Source organism: Aeromonas sp. S18(2024), from assembly GCF_041402525.1.
Lineage (GTDB): Bacteria > Pseudomonadota > Gammaproteobacteria > Enterobacterales > Aeromonadaceae > Aeromonas > Aeromonas enteropelogenes.
The window spans coordinates 653,196-668,225 of the sequence record NZ_JBGLQV010000002.1 but is presented as its reverse complement, the minus strand read 5'-3'; the positions used below and the strand labels follow the sequence as shown (position 1 = coordinate 668,225).

11 protein-coding genes and 1 rRNA gene are annotated in these 15,030 nt (G+C 61.2%); 6 read left to right on the top strand and 6 right to left on the bottom strand.

Features of this window, described 5'->3' with window-relative positions; all coding sequences use genetic code 11:
- Positions 1–126 precede the first annotated feature (126 nt).
- From rrf to ACB034_RS06235, 3 genes are all read left to right on the top strand, one after another.
- Positions 127–241: ribosomal RNA gene (rrf, locus tag ACB034_RS06245) — 5S ribosomal RNA — on the top strand.
- Between the two features lie 190 nt (positions 242–431).
- Positions 432–935, top strand: a complete 504-nt coding sequence (locus ACB034_RS06240; protein ID WP_371172356.1) for an NUDIX domain-containing protein — start codon at positions 432–434, stop codon at positions 933–935.
- A 127-nt stretch (positions 936–1,062) separates the two neighbouring features.
- Positions 1,063–3,222, top strand: a complete 2,160-nt coding sequence (locus ACB034_RS06235) for an AsmA family protein (protein ID WP_371172355.1) — start codon at positions 1,063–1,065, stop codon at positions 3,220–3,222.
- Between the two features lie 109 nt (positions 3,223–3,331).
- On the opposite strand, the gene glnE is transcribed toward ACB034_RS06235, so the two are convergent.
- From glnE to ACB034_RS06205, 6 genes are all read right to left on the bottom strand, one after another.
- On the bottom strand, positions 3,332–6,211 hold the full coding sequence (glnE, locus tag ACB034_RS06230; RefSeq protein ID WP_371172354.1) for a bifunctional [glutamate--ammonia ligase]-adenylyl-L-tyrosine phosphorylase/[glutamate--ammonia-ligase] adenylyltransferase: 2,880 nt from the start codon (positions 6,209–6,211) through the stop codon (positions 3,332–3,334).
- A gap of 144 nt (positions 6,212–6,355) precedes the next feature.
- Positions 6,356–6,802, bottom strand: a complete 447-nt coding sequence (locus ACB034_RS06225; protein WP_216993785.1) for a GNAT family N-acetyltransferase — start codon at positions 6,800–6,802, stop codon at positions 6,356–6,358.
- Positions 6,803–6,957: 155 nt separating this feature from the next.
- Entirely contained in the window at positions 6,958–8,313 is a 1,356-nt protein-coding gene (locus tag ACB034_RS06220; protein ID WP_216993786.1) for an NCS2 family permease, read from the bottom strand.
- 265 nt (positions 8,314–8,578) lie between these two features.
- Positions 8,579–8,914 (bottom strand): hypothetical protein, encoded by a 336-nt coding sequence (locus ACB034_RS06215; protein ID WP_026456972.1) that lies wholly within the window; start codon positions 8,912–8,914, stop codon positions 8,579–8,581.
- A 93-nt stretch (positions 8,915–9,007) separates the two neighbouring features.
- Complete coding sequence (ettA, locus tag ACB034_RS06210; RefSeq protein WP_026456971.1) at positions 9,008–10,675, bottom strand: energy-dependent translational throttle protein EttA; 1,668 nt, start codon at positions 10,673–10,675, stop codon at positions 9,008–9,010.
- Between the two features lie 313 nt (positions 10,676–10,988).
- Complete coding sequence (locus tag ACB034_RS06205) at positions 10,989–11,837, bottom strand: lytic transglycosylase domain-containing protein (RefSeq protein WP_371172353.1); 849 nt, start codon at positions 11,835–11,837, stop codon at positions 10,989–10,991.
- Positions 11,838–12,193: 356 nt separating this feature from the next.
- Here ACB034_RS06205 and ACB034_RS06200 point away from each other — a divergent pair, with 356 nt between their 5' ends.
- The 3 genes from ACB034_RS06200 to ACB034_RS06190 are packed head-to-tail and all read left to right on the top strand — an operon-like array spanning position 12,194 to position 14,992.
- Complete coding sequence (locus ACB034_RS06200; RefSeq protein ID WP_223378947.1) at positions 12,194–12,934, top strand: glycosyltransferase family 2 protein; 741 nt, start codon at positions 12,194–12,196, stop codon at positions 12,932–12,934.
- Entirely contained in the window at positions 12,934–13,296 is a 363-nt protein-coding gene (locus ACB034_RS06195) for a lipid-A-disaccharide synthase N-terminal domain-containing protein (protein ID WP_042028163.1), read from the top strand. Before ACB034_RS06200 ends, ACB034_RS06195 begins: the two co-directional genes overlap by 1 nt.
- Entirely contained in the window at positions 13,286–14,992 is a 1,707-nt protein-coding gene (locus ACB034_RS06190; RefSeq protein ID WP_371172352.1) for an ArnT family glycosyltransferase, read from the top strand. The genes ACB034_RS06195 and ACB034_RS06190 overlap by 11 nt, the downstream gene beginning before the upstream one ends.
- The last annotated feature ends 38 nt before the right edge of the window (positions 14,993–15,030 follow it).

The following is a 15,030-nucleotide window of genomic DNA, read 5'->3' as shown; positions in this document are numbered from 1 at the left end:
CTTAACCATACAACACCCAAGAAGTGTTTCTGGCCTTGTAGCGAATGAACGAACTACGAATTCAGTGATAGCGACTAGCCATGAGCAACATCGTTATTCACGTCAGCTTTCTGGATTAAGAATTTGCCTGGCGGCCATAGCGCCGTGGAACCACCTGATCCCATGCCGAACTCAGAAGTGAAACGCGGTAGCGCCGATGGTAGTGTGGCATTCGCCATGCGAGAGTAGGACACTGCCAGGCACCCAACACGAAAACCCCGCTCACTGAGCGGGGTTTTTTATTGCGTGAAATTCAACGTTTTGTTTGTATTTTGGCCAGCTCTAACCTCTGTTATTCCCTTCTTCCCCCCTCTCCACCTGAACCTTGCCATGTTGTTCATACAGCCCTATCTGGAGCGTACAATAGGGTTTTATCCAAATGGAGACGTTCCATGTTTTGCCCCCGATGCGGTAAAGAGAGCCTGCTTGCCAAGAGCAACAAGGAGTTCCGTTGTGACTGTGGCTTCCACTTCTTTCAGAATGTGGCTGCGGCCGTGATGGTCGCCCTGTGTTGGCAAGATGAAGTGCTGGTTGCAGTGAGGGCTCGCAACCCTGGCAAGGGGCTGCTGGATCTGCCGGGCGGATTTGTCGATCCCGGCGAGTCGCTGGAAGCTGCCCTCGTTCGCGAGTTGCAGGAGGAGCTGGGCCTGGATGTTTCAGCTTGCCCCGTTCGTTATCTGGGCTCGTTTGCCAATACCTATCCCTATGACGGCATCACCTATCACACCTGCGATACCGCATTTGCCATCAATCTAACCGAGAAGCCCGATCTTAGTGCTGCGGACGACGTGGCCGATTGTCAGTGGGTGAAACTCGGCGCTCTTACCCCTTCCTGTTTTGCATTCGCGTCAACTCGCATCGCCATTACCCTGCTGACACAGCAATTATCTTCATAATTCAGAATTGCTTGTGTCGGGTGCGACTATCCCTGTCTCCTGATTTGGCTGTTTTGGGAGACTGTCCCCATCTGCGGGGTTTCGGGTGATATAGTCTCACTCAAGATCCGTATTCAAGGAGTTTGTCGTGAAGAAGATCATCTACATCCTGTTGGGGTTGGTGCTGGCCGCAGTGATCGCGATTACTGCGCTGATCAGCCTGATCGATCCCAACCAGTTCAAACCCCAGCTGACGGAGCAGGTAAGAAAGGTCACTGGTCGTGAGTTGGTGATGGCGGGGAATATCGACTGGCGCTTCTGGCCGAGTCTTGGCCTGTCACTCGAAAAAGTGGCTCTGCGCAATCCGGCAGGCTTTGCCGAGCCTGATCTGATCCGCTTCGAGCAGGGGAGTGCATCAGTTGCCCTGTTGCCGCTGCTTTCCCATCGGTTGGAGATAGGCGAGGTGACGCTGGCTGGTGCCCATCTGTTTATCCAGACGAAAGCGGATGGCAGTTCCAACCTGAGCGGCCTGCTCTCGGACAAGTCATCTGCCGAGCCTGCAACGGCGGAAGATGCCAAGGCGCCGGCCCGTGAACCTCAGGGGGCGCCAGCAGAGAGCAAGCCCTGGCAGATCAAGCTGAAAGGGGTGGTACTTGAACAGGCCAGTGCCCTGGTGCAGGACGATCGCAACGGTATTGTTTCTCGCCTCGACAGGCTCGATCTCGATCTCGGCCAGCTGGCCATGGGTCAGTGGGTGCCGGTCACCTTCGCCGCCAAAGGGGCTCAAGGCCAGCTGGCCTTTGATCTGAAGGGACAGGGGGAGGTCAAGCTGGCACAAAATGCGTTGGCCAGCGAATTGAAAGGGGTGGTTGTGGGCGGATCGCTCAAGCAGCCCTCCCGGCAGCTGGATAACTTCACCCTGAAGGCCGATCGCCTGGCGCTGGGGGAGTGGAGCAGCCTTGCTCTGAGCCTGCAAGGTGCCCAGGGAGAAGGCGAGCAACCGGCGCTGGCCGGTTCGCTCGAGGGAACGCTCAAGGCCAGGGTTGACCAGGATCTTAAACTGGCTGAGGTCTCCGATGTGGTGCTCAGTGCCACATTGAATGGCAATACGCTGCCGCACCCACAGATGAACCTCAAGCTGGCCGGGTTTGCCCGTGCCGAACTGGAGGCTAAGAAAGTCACCCTGAGCAAGCTGGTGATGAGTGCCGATGATACCCTGCTGACTGGCGAAGGTGCGGTGCAGCTTGGGGCTGTGCCCAAAGTGGAATTCGATCTCAAGGGGGAGAAGCTGGATCTCGACAGCTGGCTTGGCACATCGGCAAGCGCTGCGGCGCCGGCTCCTACCACACCGGCGAGTGCCGGCAACAAGGCGGCAGAACCAACCAAGGTGACTCGCGCTCTTTCGGCAGTTGAACCTAATCTGGATGTCCTCAAGGCAATCGATGCCATTGGACGGTTGCAGCTGGGCAGCTTGCGGGTGAGAGGGCTGGATCTGAGCCAGCTCGATATGCAGTTGGCGCTGGCGAACGGTCAGCTTACCCTCAAGCAGTTCAGCGCCGGCGTAGCTGGCGGCAAGGTGACGGCGAGTGGCGTGCTCGATGCGCGTCAGCAGCCAGCCCGTTACCAGGTGAGCAAACGGGTGCAGGGAGTAAATGTGCACTCGCTATTGCAGACCCTGGCGCAGAATGACTTGCTGGAAGGGCGGGGCGATCTCGATGTGCAGGTGCAGGGACAAGGCCTGTCAGAGCAGGCACTACGCAGTCGGATGCAGGGCAAGATAACCCTGGCGTTGCACGATGGGGCCCTGCATGGCATCAACCTGGCAGAGATGATCCGCGAGGCGCGGGCTACCTTGACCGGCAAGGGGACGGATCAGGTCAAAGAGGGACGCAAGACCGACTTCAGTGCCCTGACAGCCAGCTTCCAACTGGCAAACGGGGTGGCGCGCAGCGACGATATCCAGCTATTTGCCCCCGCACTGCGGGTTCATGGCCAGGGGCAAACGGCACTGGTGCCCGAGACACTCGACTTCCTGTTCCTGACCTCCATCGTCGAGAGCAGCAAGGGGCAGGGCGGCAAGGGAGTCGATGAGCTGAAGGACATCACCATACCGGTGCGCATCGGTGGCCAGTGGCAGGCACCGACCTATCGGCTGGACGTGAAGGCGCTGCTCAGCAACAACAAGATCCTCGAGGAGAAGGCACGCAAGGAAGCCGAGCGCGGCCTCAAGAAGCTGCTGGGTGACAAGGCCGACAACGAAGGGGTTAAGGGAGTGGCCGATCAACTGCTCAAAGGGTTGTTCAAATAACCCGTCGCTTCTCGTCCCTCTAATACAAAGAGCCCGCATTGTGCGGGCTCTTTTACTATATGCAAGTTGGGAAGAGTCGTGGGCTAGCCTCGAGACCGATGATCCTTTCTTATTCTTTTTCACTGAGCAGCTGTTGCCAGACTGCCAGCACATGGCTGCGTTCACTCTGCAGACGATCGTCGCCCACCTTGCGGGAGACCTCGGAGAGGTTGAGGCGATGGCCGAGGTTGCGGATCTCCAGATAGGCGTGCTTGAGCCCTTCCGCCTGCTCCAGGGTCAGCACCCCCGCCAGCACGCACTCGTCGAAGATGCGCACGTTATCGGACCAGCGGGTGAGCGCCTCGGGCTCGCCACAGGCGTGGGCCAGCACCAGATACTGGGCGATAAACTCGATGTCCACCATGCCGCCGGGGGATTGCTTGAGATCGAACTCGCCAGCACCGGCCTTGAGCAGGTGGTCCCGCATCTTCTGGCGCATCTCGCGCACCTCGCGGGCCAGGGTCGGCAGCTCCCGCTCTTTGGCCAGCACGGCGCGGCGGATGCGGGCAAACTCGGCGATCACCGCCTCATCGCCATAGATGGGACGGGCCCGCACCAGCGCCTGATGCTCCCAGGTCCAGGCCTCGTTTTGCTGGTATTGCTCATAGGCGGAGAGTGACGAAACCAGCAGCCCGGAGTCGCCGGAGGGGCGCAGCCGCATGTCGATCTCATACAGGATGCCGGACGGGGTGCGGGTGCTGAACAGGTGCAGGATCCGCTGGGCCAGACGCAGGTAGAACTGGCGGCTGTCGATGGGCTTGCGCCCGTCGGTGTAGCCGTTGGGGTCACCGCCGTGCAGGAACACCAGATCGAGATCCGAACCGTAGCCGAGTTCGATACCGCCCAGCTTGCCGTAGGCCACCACGGCAAAGCCGCGCTGGCCGCTCACCGCCACCTCGGGTGGCACCCCGTAGCGCTCGCTCATCTGGGCCCAGGCCTGATTGACCACCTCCTCGGTGATCGCCTCCGCCAGCCAGGTGAGGTGGTCACTCACCTTCATCAGCGGCAGGGCGCCGGCGATGTCGGCCGCCACGATACGCAGCAGCTGCACCTGCTTGAACTGGCGCAGCGCCTCCATCTGCTGCTCCACGTCCTCTTCGGGGATACGCAGCAGGAACTGGCGCAACTGGGGCTTGTACTGATCGAGCGGGGTGGGGTGATAGAGGTGCTGGGGATCCAGCAGCTCGTCCAGCAAAATCGGGTAGCGGGCCAGCTGCTCGCTCACCAGATGGCTGGCGTCGCACAGCCGCACCAGCTGGCGCAGGGCGCCCGGATTTTCCGCCAGCAGTTGCAGATAGGCGCTGCGGGTGAAGATGCGGGTCAACAGCTCGCACACCCGCTCGAACAGGCGGGCGGGTTGCTCACTGGCCACCACCAGCCGCAGCAGCTCCGGCATCAGCCAGTCCAGCGCGATGCGCCCCTGCGGCCCCACCTGCCGGCGCTTGTACTCCTCCTTGAAGCGCAGCAGGGCGGTGCAGAGGGGGGCGGGCTCGGCCACGCCCTGTGCGGTCAGCAGTTTCTCCAGCTCGGCTGCGTCGAGCTCGGTGCGCCACAGATCGAGCCAGAGCTGCTCCAGATGGGCGGGTGCCTCTTTCTCTTCCCCCACCACGGCGGCAAACTGCTGATGGACGGCGGCCATCTCCTCGTCCAGATGAGCCATGAAGGCGCCCCAGTCGGTAAAGTCGAGAGCGGCGACGAGCCGCTGGCGATCCCGCTCTTCGGTGGGCAGGGTCTGGGTCTGCTGATCGCCGATCTCCTGCAATATGTTCTCGACCCGGCGCAGGAAACGATAGGCCTCCAGCAGGCGGTCGCAGTGGTCGGCTTCGAGGGCGCCGCACCGGGCAATGGCGGCCAGCGCTTCCGGCAGATGGCGCACCCGCAGCGCAGGTTCACGACCGCCGCGAATAAGCTGCAGCGCCTGGGCGATAAACTCCACTTCGCGAATGCCGCCGGCCCCCAGCTTGATGTTGCCCTCGAGCCCCTTGCGGCGGACCTCGGCGGCGATCATCGCCTTCATCTGACGCAGGCCGTCTATGACGCCAAAGTCGATATAGCGGCGAAACACGAAGGGGCGCAGCATCTCGGCGAGATCGACCGCATGTTCGCACTGGGGTCCCAGTACCCGCGCCTTGACCATGGCGTAGCGCTCCCAGTTGCGGCCGTGGTGCTGGTAGTAATCCTCCATGGCGGCAAAGGAGATGGCGAGCGGCCCGGCGTCGCCAAAGGGGCGCAGCCGCATGTCGACCCGGAACACCTGGCCATCCTGGGTCGGTTGATGCAGGGCGTTGATGATGCGCTGGCCCAGCTTGATAAAGAACTGCTGGTTGGCGAGCTCCCGCCGCCCGCCGACCGTGTAGCCGTTCTCGGGGAAAGTGAAGATAAGGTCAATGTCGGAGCTGAAGTTGAGCTCGCCGCCCCCCAGTTTGCCCATGCCGAGGATCAGCAGCGGCTGCGGGTTGCCATCCCCGTCCATCGGGGTGCCCAGCTCGCTGCACTGCTTGGCGTAGAGCCAGTCACGGGCTGCGCAGATCAGGGCGTCGGCCAGTTTGGTGAGGTGGATAAAGCTCTCTTCAACCTCGGCATGCCCCAGCAGTTCGCGCCAGGCGATGACCAGCATGCGACTGCGGCGGAACTGACGCAGGGTGCGCTTGAGCGCCTCCTCGTCAACGACTTCAGCCAGCAGAGCAGTCAGATCGCGCTGGTAGGCCGGCCAGCGCTCGGTCTGCTCCAGCTCTCCCGAGGCGAGGATCTGCGCCAGCAGCTCGGGTTGTTTGATCAGTGAGTCGGCGACAAAATCGGAGAGACCGAGCAGGGTGAGCAGGACCTGCCGGGTTGCCTCGGGCAGGTCGCCGTAGTCTGGCGCCAGTTCGAGCAGTCGCTGCCATTGGCGCTGGGCCTGCGCTTGTAGCAAGGGGGAAAGAGCGGAGAAAGAGGGAGAGTGCTGGGCCACGGTTGCCATCCTTGTGGTTGACGAAGCTGCTGGGTGAAAACGCTGGCTGCCAATCTAGCACTGTCGCGCCCCCACGTCACAGCGCAGGGGCGAGAAGCATGATCCGGCGAAAATAATCAGCCGCCAGCAGAGGGAGCCCGAGATTCAGGTACGCAGGTAGATCTCGGGGTCGTAGATCTCCATCAGGCTGGCTGGTGCACTGGCGGGCACGAAGCCAAAACTGCCATAGAGGCCGTGGGCATCCCGGGTCGACAGGCTCAGACGCCGCAGCCCCTGCAGCTCGGGGTGGGCGAGGACGGCCGCTACCAGCGCCTTGCTGTAGCCCTGACCGCGATGCTCGGGCAGCACGAACACATCGGAGAGATAGCCGAAGGTGGCCTTGTCGGTGATGACCCGGGCGAAGGCCACCTGCTGGCCGCCGAGGTAGCCACCAAAACAGAGGGAGTGATTGATGGCGCGCAGCACAGTGGTCAGCGGAATGCCGGGGCTCCAGTAAGCCTCTTCTGACAAAAAACGGTGGATCAAGGGGACGTCGAGGCGTCCCTTGTCGTCGCTGACTTCGAAGGTGGATCGGGGGGATGAGTGATGCATCCTGGCTCCTTGCTGGATGGTGAACATGTTCCGTATGGAGCAACCATGTTAACAACTTTGCGCCGACGGCACAGCGTCTCCATGAGTGGCTGTGCGGTGGTAATAAAAATGGGCTCCCTGTCGGGAGCCCATTTGGTTAACCGGTTCGGTCGTTATCAGTGGCTGTCGACCCAGACGAACTTGAGCACAAACAGCAGGGCGACCACCAGCACGCAGGGGTTGATCTCGCGCCAGCGGCCGGTGCCCGCCTTCATCACGCAGTAGGAGATAAAGCCCACGGCGATCCCTTCGGTGATGGAGAAACTGAACGGCATCATGACGGCGGTCATGAAGGCCGGGACCGCTTCGGTCAAGTCTTCCCACTTCACCCGGGTCAGCTCGGAGCACATCAGCACGCCCACATAGATAAGGGCACCGGCGGCGGCATAAGCCGGCACCATGGCGGCGATGGGGGAGAAGAAGATAGCCAGCAGGAACAGGATGCCGGCTACGATGGCGGTCAGGCCGGTACGGCCACCGACCGCGACGCCGGAGCTGCTCTCGATATACGCCGTTACGGAGGAGGTGCCCATAAAGGCGCCGCCGACCGAGCTCACGCTATCGACCATCAGAGCCTGCTTCATACGCGGGAAGTGACCCTTGTCATCGGCCAGCTTGGCGCGGTTGGTGACGCCAATCAGGGTGCCGGAGGAGTCAAACAGGTTGACCAGCATGAAAGAGAAGATGACGCCGGCCAGACCGATATCCAGTGAGCCCATCAGATCGAGCTGGCCGAACACGGGATCAATGCTGGGGGGCATGGCGATGAAACCCTTGAAGGTCACGTCGCCAAACAGCCAGCCCAGGGTGGTGGTGACCACGATGGCGATCAGCACGGCGGAGTGCACGCCGCGGGCGGAGAAGATGCAGATGAGGAAGAAACCCAGCAGCCCCAGCAGGCAGGGCAGGGAGGTGAGGTTGCCCACAGTCACCATGGTAGCGGGGCTGGCGACCACGATCCCTGCGTTGTGCAGGCCGAGCAGGGCGATCAGAAGGCCGATACCGGCAGTGATGCCGACCCGCAGGGTGAGCGGAATGTTGGCGATGAGCCAGTAGCGCACCCGCAGCAGGGTGAGGATCAATAGACCCATGGCGCCCCAGAAGATGGTACCCATACCGACCTGCCAGGAGTAACCCATGCCGGCTACTACCACGAAGGCGAAGAAGGCGTTGAGTCCCATGGCGGGAGCCAGAGCGATGGGCAGGTTGGCCAGCAGGCCCATCAGGATGCTGCCGATACCGGCGATAAGGCAGGTGGTAACGAACACCGCCTGGGTGTCCATGCCGGCCGCGGAGAGGATCTGCGGGTTGACGAACACGATATAGACCATGGTCAGGAAGGTGGTGATCCCGGCGATGACCTCGGTGCGGGCTGTGGTGCCATGGCCTTGCAGGGCAAACAGGCGCTCAAGCAATCCTTGCCCGGCGATCTGATTGGTCGCCTGCCCTGTGGCGTTGTGTGGTTGGTTCATGTGAATTCCAATAGGTGACGTGAAATAAGCAGCAAGGGAGCCGGTGGACCCATTCATGCGGGGTAAATGCCCCCAGCAGATGGTGGCTAAATGACCAGACTCGACTTGATACCGTGACGGCGCGCACATTTTTACACAGGCGGGGGCGTTTACAAACCCCGGATCTGCGAGGCGGATCAATGAATAGAGTAAAAATTCAAACGTTTGCTATTTGAGCAATAAAAAAGGTCCTCGATAGAGAACCTTTCTTTGTCAAAACCGAGGTTCAGAGAGTCTTGAAGTAGCGTTCCACCAGTTGGGCAAGCACGGAGTCGAGCCGCTCCTGCACTTCCCCCAGCTCCCGATCGAAACGGCGCAGAAACAGGCTGGCCTGCTCCTCGCTCAGCTTGCGACCGGCGATGAAGAACTCCTGTTCTGGCAACTGCTTGTCATAACGGGGAAGCAGTACCCAGCTCACCAGTTCGGGCTCTACGGCCTCGAAGATCTTGGCGGCGGCGGCACAGAAGGTTTCGATGTGCGCCTTGCCATCCGGCCCGAGGCAGCCGGGTTCGACCCGGATCTGAATGGTGAGCTTCTTCTCTGTGGTGGGCTGGGTCGTCATTTCGCAAAATCCATGCAAGGTCGTTCGTTCTGGATTGTAAGCCATAAGGCACAAGAAAGGGGAGCCGAGGCTCCCCTTGTCGCATTTGCCGGTTTACTTGGCGATACGCTTGTATTTCGCACGGTGCGGCTGGATGGCCTCGGCGCCGTAGGTCTTCTTCTTCCACTCTTCGTATTCGGTGAAGTTGCCCTCGAAGAATTCGATCTTGCCCTCGTCCTGGTAGTCCAGGATGTGGGTGGCGATCCGGTCGAGGAACCAGCGGTCGTGGGAGATGACCATGGCACAACCCGGGAACTCCAGCAGGGCGTTCTCCAGGGCACGCAAGGTTTCGATATCCAGATCGTTGGTCGGTTCGTCGAGCAGCAGCACGTTGCCGCCGGTCTGCAGCAGCTTGGCCAGATGCAGACGACCGCGTTCACCACCGGAGAGCTCGCCGACCCGCTTCTGCTGATCGGAGCCCTTGAAGTTGAAGCGGCCGATGTAGGCGCGGCTCGGGAACTCATAGCTACCGATGCGCAGGATGTCCTGACCGTCGGCGACCTCTTCGAACACCGTCTTCTTGTCATCCATGCTGTCACGGAACTGATCGACCGAGGCCAGTACCACGGTATCGCCCAGGGTGATGGAGCCGGAATCCGGCTGCTCCTGGCCCGACATCATGCGGAACAGGGTCGACTTACCGGCACCGTTCGGGCCGATGATGCCGACGATGGCCCCCTTGGGAATGGCAAACGACAGATCGTCGATCAGTACGCGATCCCCGTAGGATTTGCGCAGGTTGGCCACTTCCACCACCTTGTCGCCGAGGCGCGGTCCGGGCGGAATGAACAGCTCGTTGGTCTCGTTGCGCTTCTGGTAGTCGTTGGTGTTGAGCTCCTCGAAGCGAGCCATACGGGCCTTGGATTTGGCCTGACGACCTTTCGGGTTCTGGCGAACCCACTCCAGTTCCTTCTCGATGGACTTGCGACGGGCCGCTTCGGCACTCGCTTCCTGGGCCAGACGGGCATCTTTCTGCTCCAGCCAGGAGGAGTAGTTGCCTTCCCACGGAATACCCTCGCCACGGTCCAGCTCCAGGATCCAGCCAGCCACGTTGTCGAGGAAGTAACGGTCGTGGGTGATGGCCACGACGGTACCCTCGTAGTCGTGCAGGAAGCGCTCCAGCCAGGCCACGGATTCGGCGTCCAGGTGGTTGGTCGGTTCGTCCAGCAGCAGCATGTCCGGTTTTTCCAGCAGCAGGCGGCACAGGGCCACGCGGCGACGCTCACCACCGGAGAGGTGCTTGATCTGGGCATCCCATGCCGGCAGACGCAGGGCATCGGCCGCGCGCTCCAGCTGGTTTTCCAGGTTGTGGCCGCCCTGGGCCTGGATGATGGCTTCCAGTTCGCCCTGCTCGCGGGCCAGCTTGTCAAAATCCGCATCCGGATCGGCGTAGGCCGCATAGACCTCGTCGAGGCGGGCCATGGCGCGTTTCACTTCGCCGACGGCCTCTTCCACCGCTTCGCGCACGGTCTGCTCCGGCTCCAGCTTCGGTTCCTGGGGCAGGTAGCCGATCTTGATGCCGGGCTGCGGGCGGGCTTCCCCTTCGATCTCGGTATCCAGCCCGGCCATGATGCGCAGCAGGGTGGATTTACCGGCGCCATTCAGACCCAAAACGCCGATCTTGGCGCCCGGGAAGAAACTCAGGGAGATGTTCTTGAGGATATGACGCTTGGGCGGCACTACCTTGCCGACCCGGTTCATGGTGTAAATAAATTGAGCCATTGGCTAATTCTCTTCTTTTTCAGCGAGTTAATGTTTTTGCATCAACAGGCTGAGGTCGTGGTGGGGCCAGGTCGGCACAGGCCAACCGGGTTCCAAAAAACCCGTCGATTGTAAACCAACGAACAAGGGGGGGCAAAGCGGGCGACCGGTTGCTCATCCTCCGTCAAGAAGGGGTGGGCGAGATGAGATAGAGGGGAGGGGCGAATGGGGCTGTGACCGGCAAAATCCCCGGAAAAATCGTCTTAATTTTTCCTTAAGTTAGTGACGATAGGGTGGGACCGGGCTGGTTTTTTGATGTGTTGCCGACCCCTTGTCAGCGTAGGGATGGCTTGGTTTCTGCCGTTTGCTGGTGCCCTGAATAGTAGAGCACCCGCTGCACGTAATCCTGGGTCTCCTGATAGGGGGGGATGCCGCCGTAGCGGGCCACCGCCTTCTCGCCGGCATTGTAGGCGGCACTGATCCTGATCCAGTCCGGGCCGAACTGTTTCTCCAGCCATTTCAGGTACACCATGGCGCCGCGGATGTTTTGTTCCGCATCGAACGGGCGGGTGACACCGAAACGCTGCTGGGTCGCGGGGATGAGTTGCATGACCCCTTGCGCCTGTTTGGGAGAGACGGCAAAGCGGTCGAGGTTGGATTCGGCGATGGCGATGGCCAGGGCCAGCTTGGGATCGACCTGATGGCGCTCGGCGGCCTGCCGGACCATGTTGGCCAGTTTCTGCTTGCTCGCAGATTGTCGGGCCAGATATTTGTCCTGATCGAAGGGGGTAGCGGGCTGTACCCAGGGAACACCGGCAGGGCTGCTGCCCACACCGCAGTTGCCCAGAGGGGCATTGCCTACACGAGTGTTGTAATAGCGAGCGGCTTGCTGGTTGCCAAGACGCATGGCCATGGCGAGATAGGCGTTGGCCTGCCTTGCACTGCGGATACCTTGTGGCCCGCGGGCCAGCAGGCGGCCGATGCGAAAATAGGCCTCCGGATTGCCCAGTCTGGCGGCATTGCAATAGTAGGCAATGGCTTGTCTCGGGTTGCTGCGCTCGATGGCTGCGCCCTGGCGGATGGCACTCATCGCCTTGGGCGCCTGGCGAAATGATTCGGCCTGGGCCGATGCCGTGATCAGCAAGAGCAGGAGACTCCACCCCCAGGTGCCGAATCTCTGCATGACGAGTTCCTCATATTCTTCGTATTCGGAAGATATAGGTTCTACAAAGGAAGGTTGCCAGCCAGATGATGGAACATGTGGTTATGTGTTCGCCCGTTAGAGATGAAAACGGTATGGAACTTTATGTCAGGAAGCCAACCCCCTTCCTGCCGACATGAGCAGACACAGAGAGTTTATCCCCGGGGTATGACGGATGGTTTTGTCTACGTTAGTTGATGCATAAATCAATTCCAGGATGATAGACTGGCTTCACATTAACGTAACATCCTGTATTTATTTGGGATAATTACCATCCCCATTTTTTCATGATGCGATCAAGTGGACTGATTGCGTCTCTCTATAGTCGGGAAGCTCATATGGGTTATTCAATCGATGTATCAGTCGTCGTGCCAGCCAAAGATGAACGGGACAATCTGGCTCCCCTTATCGGCGAAATCGATGCCGCGCTTGGCGGGAAGTACGATTACGAATTGGTCTACGTGGATGACGGGAGCGAAGACGACAGCTACGCCATCCTGTGCGAGCTGAAGACGCGTTTTCCCAGGTTGCGGGTGGTGCGTCACGAGCGGGCCGTCGGCCAGAGCATGGCGGTGCTCAGTGGCGTGCGTCATGGCCGTGGCGAGTGGCTGGTGGTGCTCGATGGGGATGGCCAGAATGATCCCGCCGACATTCCCGCCATGCTGGAAGAGGCCAAGCGCCGTTTTGCAGCAGACCGGAAGGAGGTGGGGCTCATCGGCCATCGCGTCAATCGCCGCGATGACTGGGTGAAGCGACTCTCTTCCAAACTGGCCAACGGTTTTCGCGACCTCTTGCTGCGCGACGGCATCCCGGATACCGGCTGTGGACTCAAGGTGGTGCGGCGCGACTGGTATCTGCGTCTGCCCGGCTTCAACCATATGCACCGCTATATTCCGGCTCTGATCCAGGCACAGGGCGGTCGCATGTCCCCCTGGCCGGTCAATCACAGGCCCAGACAGGCGGGGGTATCCAAATACGGAGTCTGGAATCGCCTCTGGGTCGGGCTGGTGGACGTGGTCGGCGTCTGGTGGCTGCAGCGGCGATCCAAGGTCGTCGAGGTAAGGGAGATGCTCGATTGATGGACGCCCTGCTCTCGCTCCCCCTGCACTGGCTCGACTGGACCGGCCTGCATGTGACCGGCTGGAAGCTCATCGGCTACACGGGGGCGCTCATGTTCGGGGGGCGCTGGCTGGTGCAATTCATTGCCTCCAGGCGGGCCGGTCGGCCTGTGATCCCCCGCCTGTTCTGGTACATGAGTGTGCTCGGCAGCCTGATGACGCTGAGCTACTTCCTCTTCTCCCCCAAGCAGGACTCCGTCGGCGTACTGCAAAATCTCTTCCCCACCTTTACTGCCCTCTACAGCCTCTATCTGGATATTCAGCATCGCGGCTGGAAGCGGGACAAACTCATCCATGACAGCGAGATCCGCCATGGTAAATGATCGTACCCTGCTCAATCAGAGCTCCCTTGGCTGGCTGCTGCTGATAGCCCTGGTCGTGCTTGGCACAGGACTCGGGCTGCGCGATCCCTGGCCGGCCGACGAACCCCGCTTCGCCCTGGTGGCCAAGGAGATGGTGGAGAGCGGCCAGTGGCTGTTCCCGATGCGCGGCGGCGAGATTTATCCGGACAAGCCTCCCATGTTCATGTGGGGGATCGCCATCGCCTATCTGCTGACCGGTTCCATCAAGGTGGCCTTTCTGCTGCCCTCATTGCTGGCGGGTCTGCTGACCCTGGTGCTGGTATGGGATCTGGGCCGCCGGCTGTGGACGCCCCAGGTCGGTTTTCTGGCCGGTTTGCTGCTGCTCTTTACCGTCCAGTTCACCCTGCAGGCCAAGACGGCCCAGATCGATGCGCTGGTCACCTTCTTCATCACCCTGGGCCTTTACAGTTTTATACGCTTCCTGTTGTGTGGCGGGGGCTGGCGCTGGTACTGGCTCGGCTGGTTTGCCGCCGGCCTTGGCATCATCACCAAGGGGGTGGGCCTGTTGGCACTGCTGGTGCTGATCCCGGCGATCTGGACCCATTGGGATAAAATTCGCACGGCATCCCGCAGTGACTGGTTCAAGGGACTGGCGGGGCCGCTGTGCATGCTGCTGGCCATTGGCCTGTGGTTGGTGCCCATGCTGATTGCCGTGGCCCAGAGCGGCGACCCCATACTGCAGGCGTATCGGGACAACATACTGCTGCGCCAGACGGTGACCCGTTATGCCAACTCCTGGCATCACGTCAAACCCTTCTGGTACTACCTCACCTCGGTGATCCCGCCGTTCTGGCTGCCGCTCACCCTGCTGCTGCCCTGGCTGGTGGTGGAGTGGCGCAGAGCCATTGGGGGGCGGGACAAACGCATCATATTGCTGCTCGGTTACCTGGTGCTGGTGGTGATCTTCTTCTCGGTTTCACCCGGCAAGCGCGGCGTCTATGTGACGCCTGGCACGCCGGCTTTGGCACTGTTGAGCGCCCCCTTCATCGCAGCCCTGCTGGCCAGGCGCTGGCCAGGCCGCCTGCTGTCAGGGCTTGGCTGGTTGCTGGGCATCGTCTGCCTCGGTGGGGCGGTTGCGCTGGAGTTCAGTGCCAAGCTGGCCAGCCGGGTGAGCGAACTGGGGCCGGCCCCCTGGCTCCCCCTGCTGGTGATGGGGGGCGTGTTGTTGCTCGTCAACGCCTTGCTGCGCCGAGCACCGCTCACCGCCATTCTGGCCACCCTTGCCTGTGGCTGGCTCATCTACTCCACCTGGATCTGTACGCGCCTCAACGACATGCGCACGCCGCAAACCGTGATGGCGCTGGCAGCGGAGCGGGTACCGGCGGGCAACGAGTTGCTGTTGACCGGTTTCAAGGAGCAGCACCTGCTGTTTACCCGGCAGCCGCTGCGACACTACAGCTACCAGATGCCGGATGATGCGCAGGCCCGCGAGGCGGCGGCCTGGGTGGCTGCCGCGCCCGGACGCTGGGTGCTGGGTGCGGCCGATCTGCTGGAGCGCTGTTTTGACCCCGCACGCATGGAGAATCTCGGCAATCGTCACCGCACCAACTGGTTGCTGACCAATGCCGAGGCCATCAAGCCTGCCTGTCAGGGGCTCAGACCCGAGATAGAACCATTTAGCTATGTGCCAGGCCCCAAGGAGGGGAACCTGAACTAGACAAGAGGGGCTGCCATTTGGCAGCCCCTCTTTCGTTG

What these genes read in the sequence shown, in the direction of transcription:
- ACB034_RS06195 (WP_042028163.1), top strand. Translation starts at nt 12,934, where the DNA reads ATGGACGCCCTGCTCTCGCTCCCCCTGCACTGGCTCGACTGGACCGGC.
- ACB034_RS06240 (WP_371172356.1), top strand. Translation starts at nt 432, where the DNA reads ATGTTTTGCCCCCGATGCGGTAAAGAGAGCCTGCTTGCCAAGAGCAAC.
- ACB034_RS06225 (WP_216993785.1), bottom strand. Translation starts at nt 6,802, where the DNA reads ATGCATCACTCATCCCCCCGATCCACCTTCGAAGTCAGCGACGACAAG.
- ettA (WP_026456971.1), bottom strand. Translation starts at nt 10,675, where the DNA reads ATGGCTCAATTTATTTACACCATGAACCGGGTCGGCAAGGTAGTGCCG.
- ACB034_RS06220 (WP_216993786.1), bottom strand. Translation starts at nt 8,313, where the DNA reads ATGAACCAACCACACAACGCCACAGGGCAGGCGACCAATCAGATCGCC.
- ACB034_RS06190 (WP_371172352.1), top strand. Translation starts at nt 13,286, where the DNA reads ATGGTAAATGATCGTACCCTGCTCAATCAGAGCTCCCTTGGCTGGCTG.
- ACB034_RS06205 (WP_371172353.1), bottom strand. Translation starts at nt 11,837, where the DNA reads ATGCAGAGATTCGGCACCTGGGGGTGGAGTCTCCTGCTCTTGCTGATC.
- ACB034_RS06200 (WP_223378947.1), top strand. Translation starts at nt 12,194, where the DNA reads ATGGGTTATTCAATCGATGTATCAGTCGTCGTGCCAGCCAAAGATGAA.
- ACB034_RS06215 (WP_026456972.1), bottom strand. Translation starts at nt 8,914, where the DNA reads ATGACGACCCAGCCCACCACAGAGAAGAAGCTCACCATTCAGATCCGG.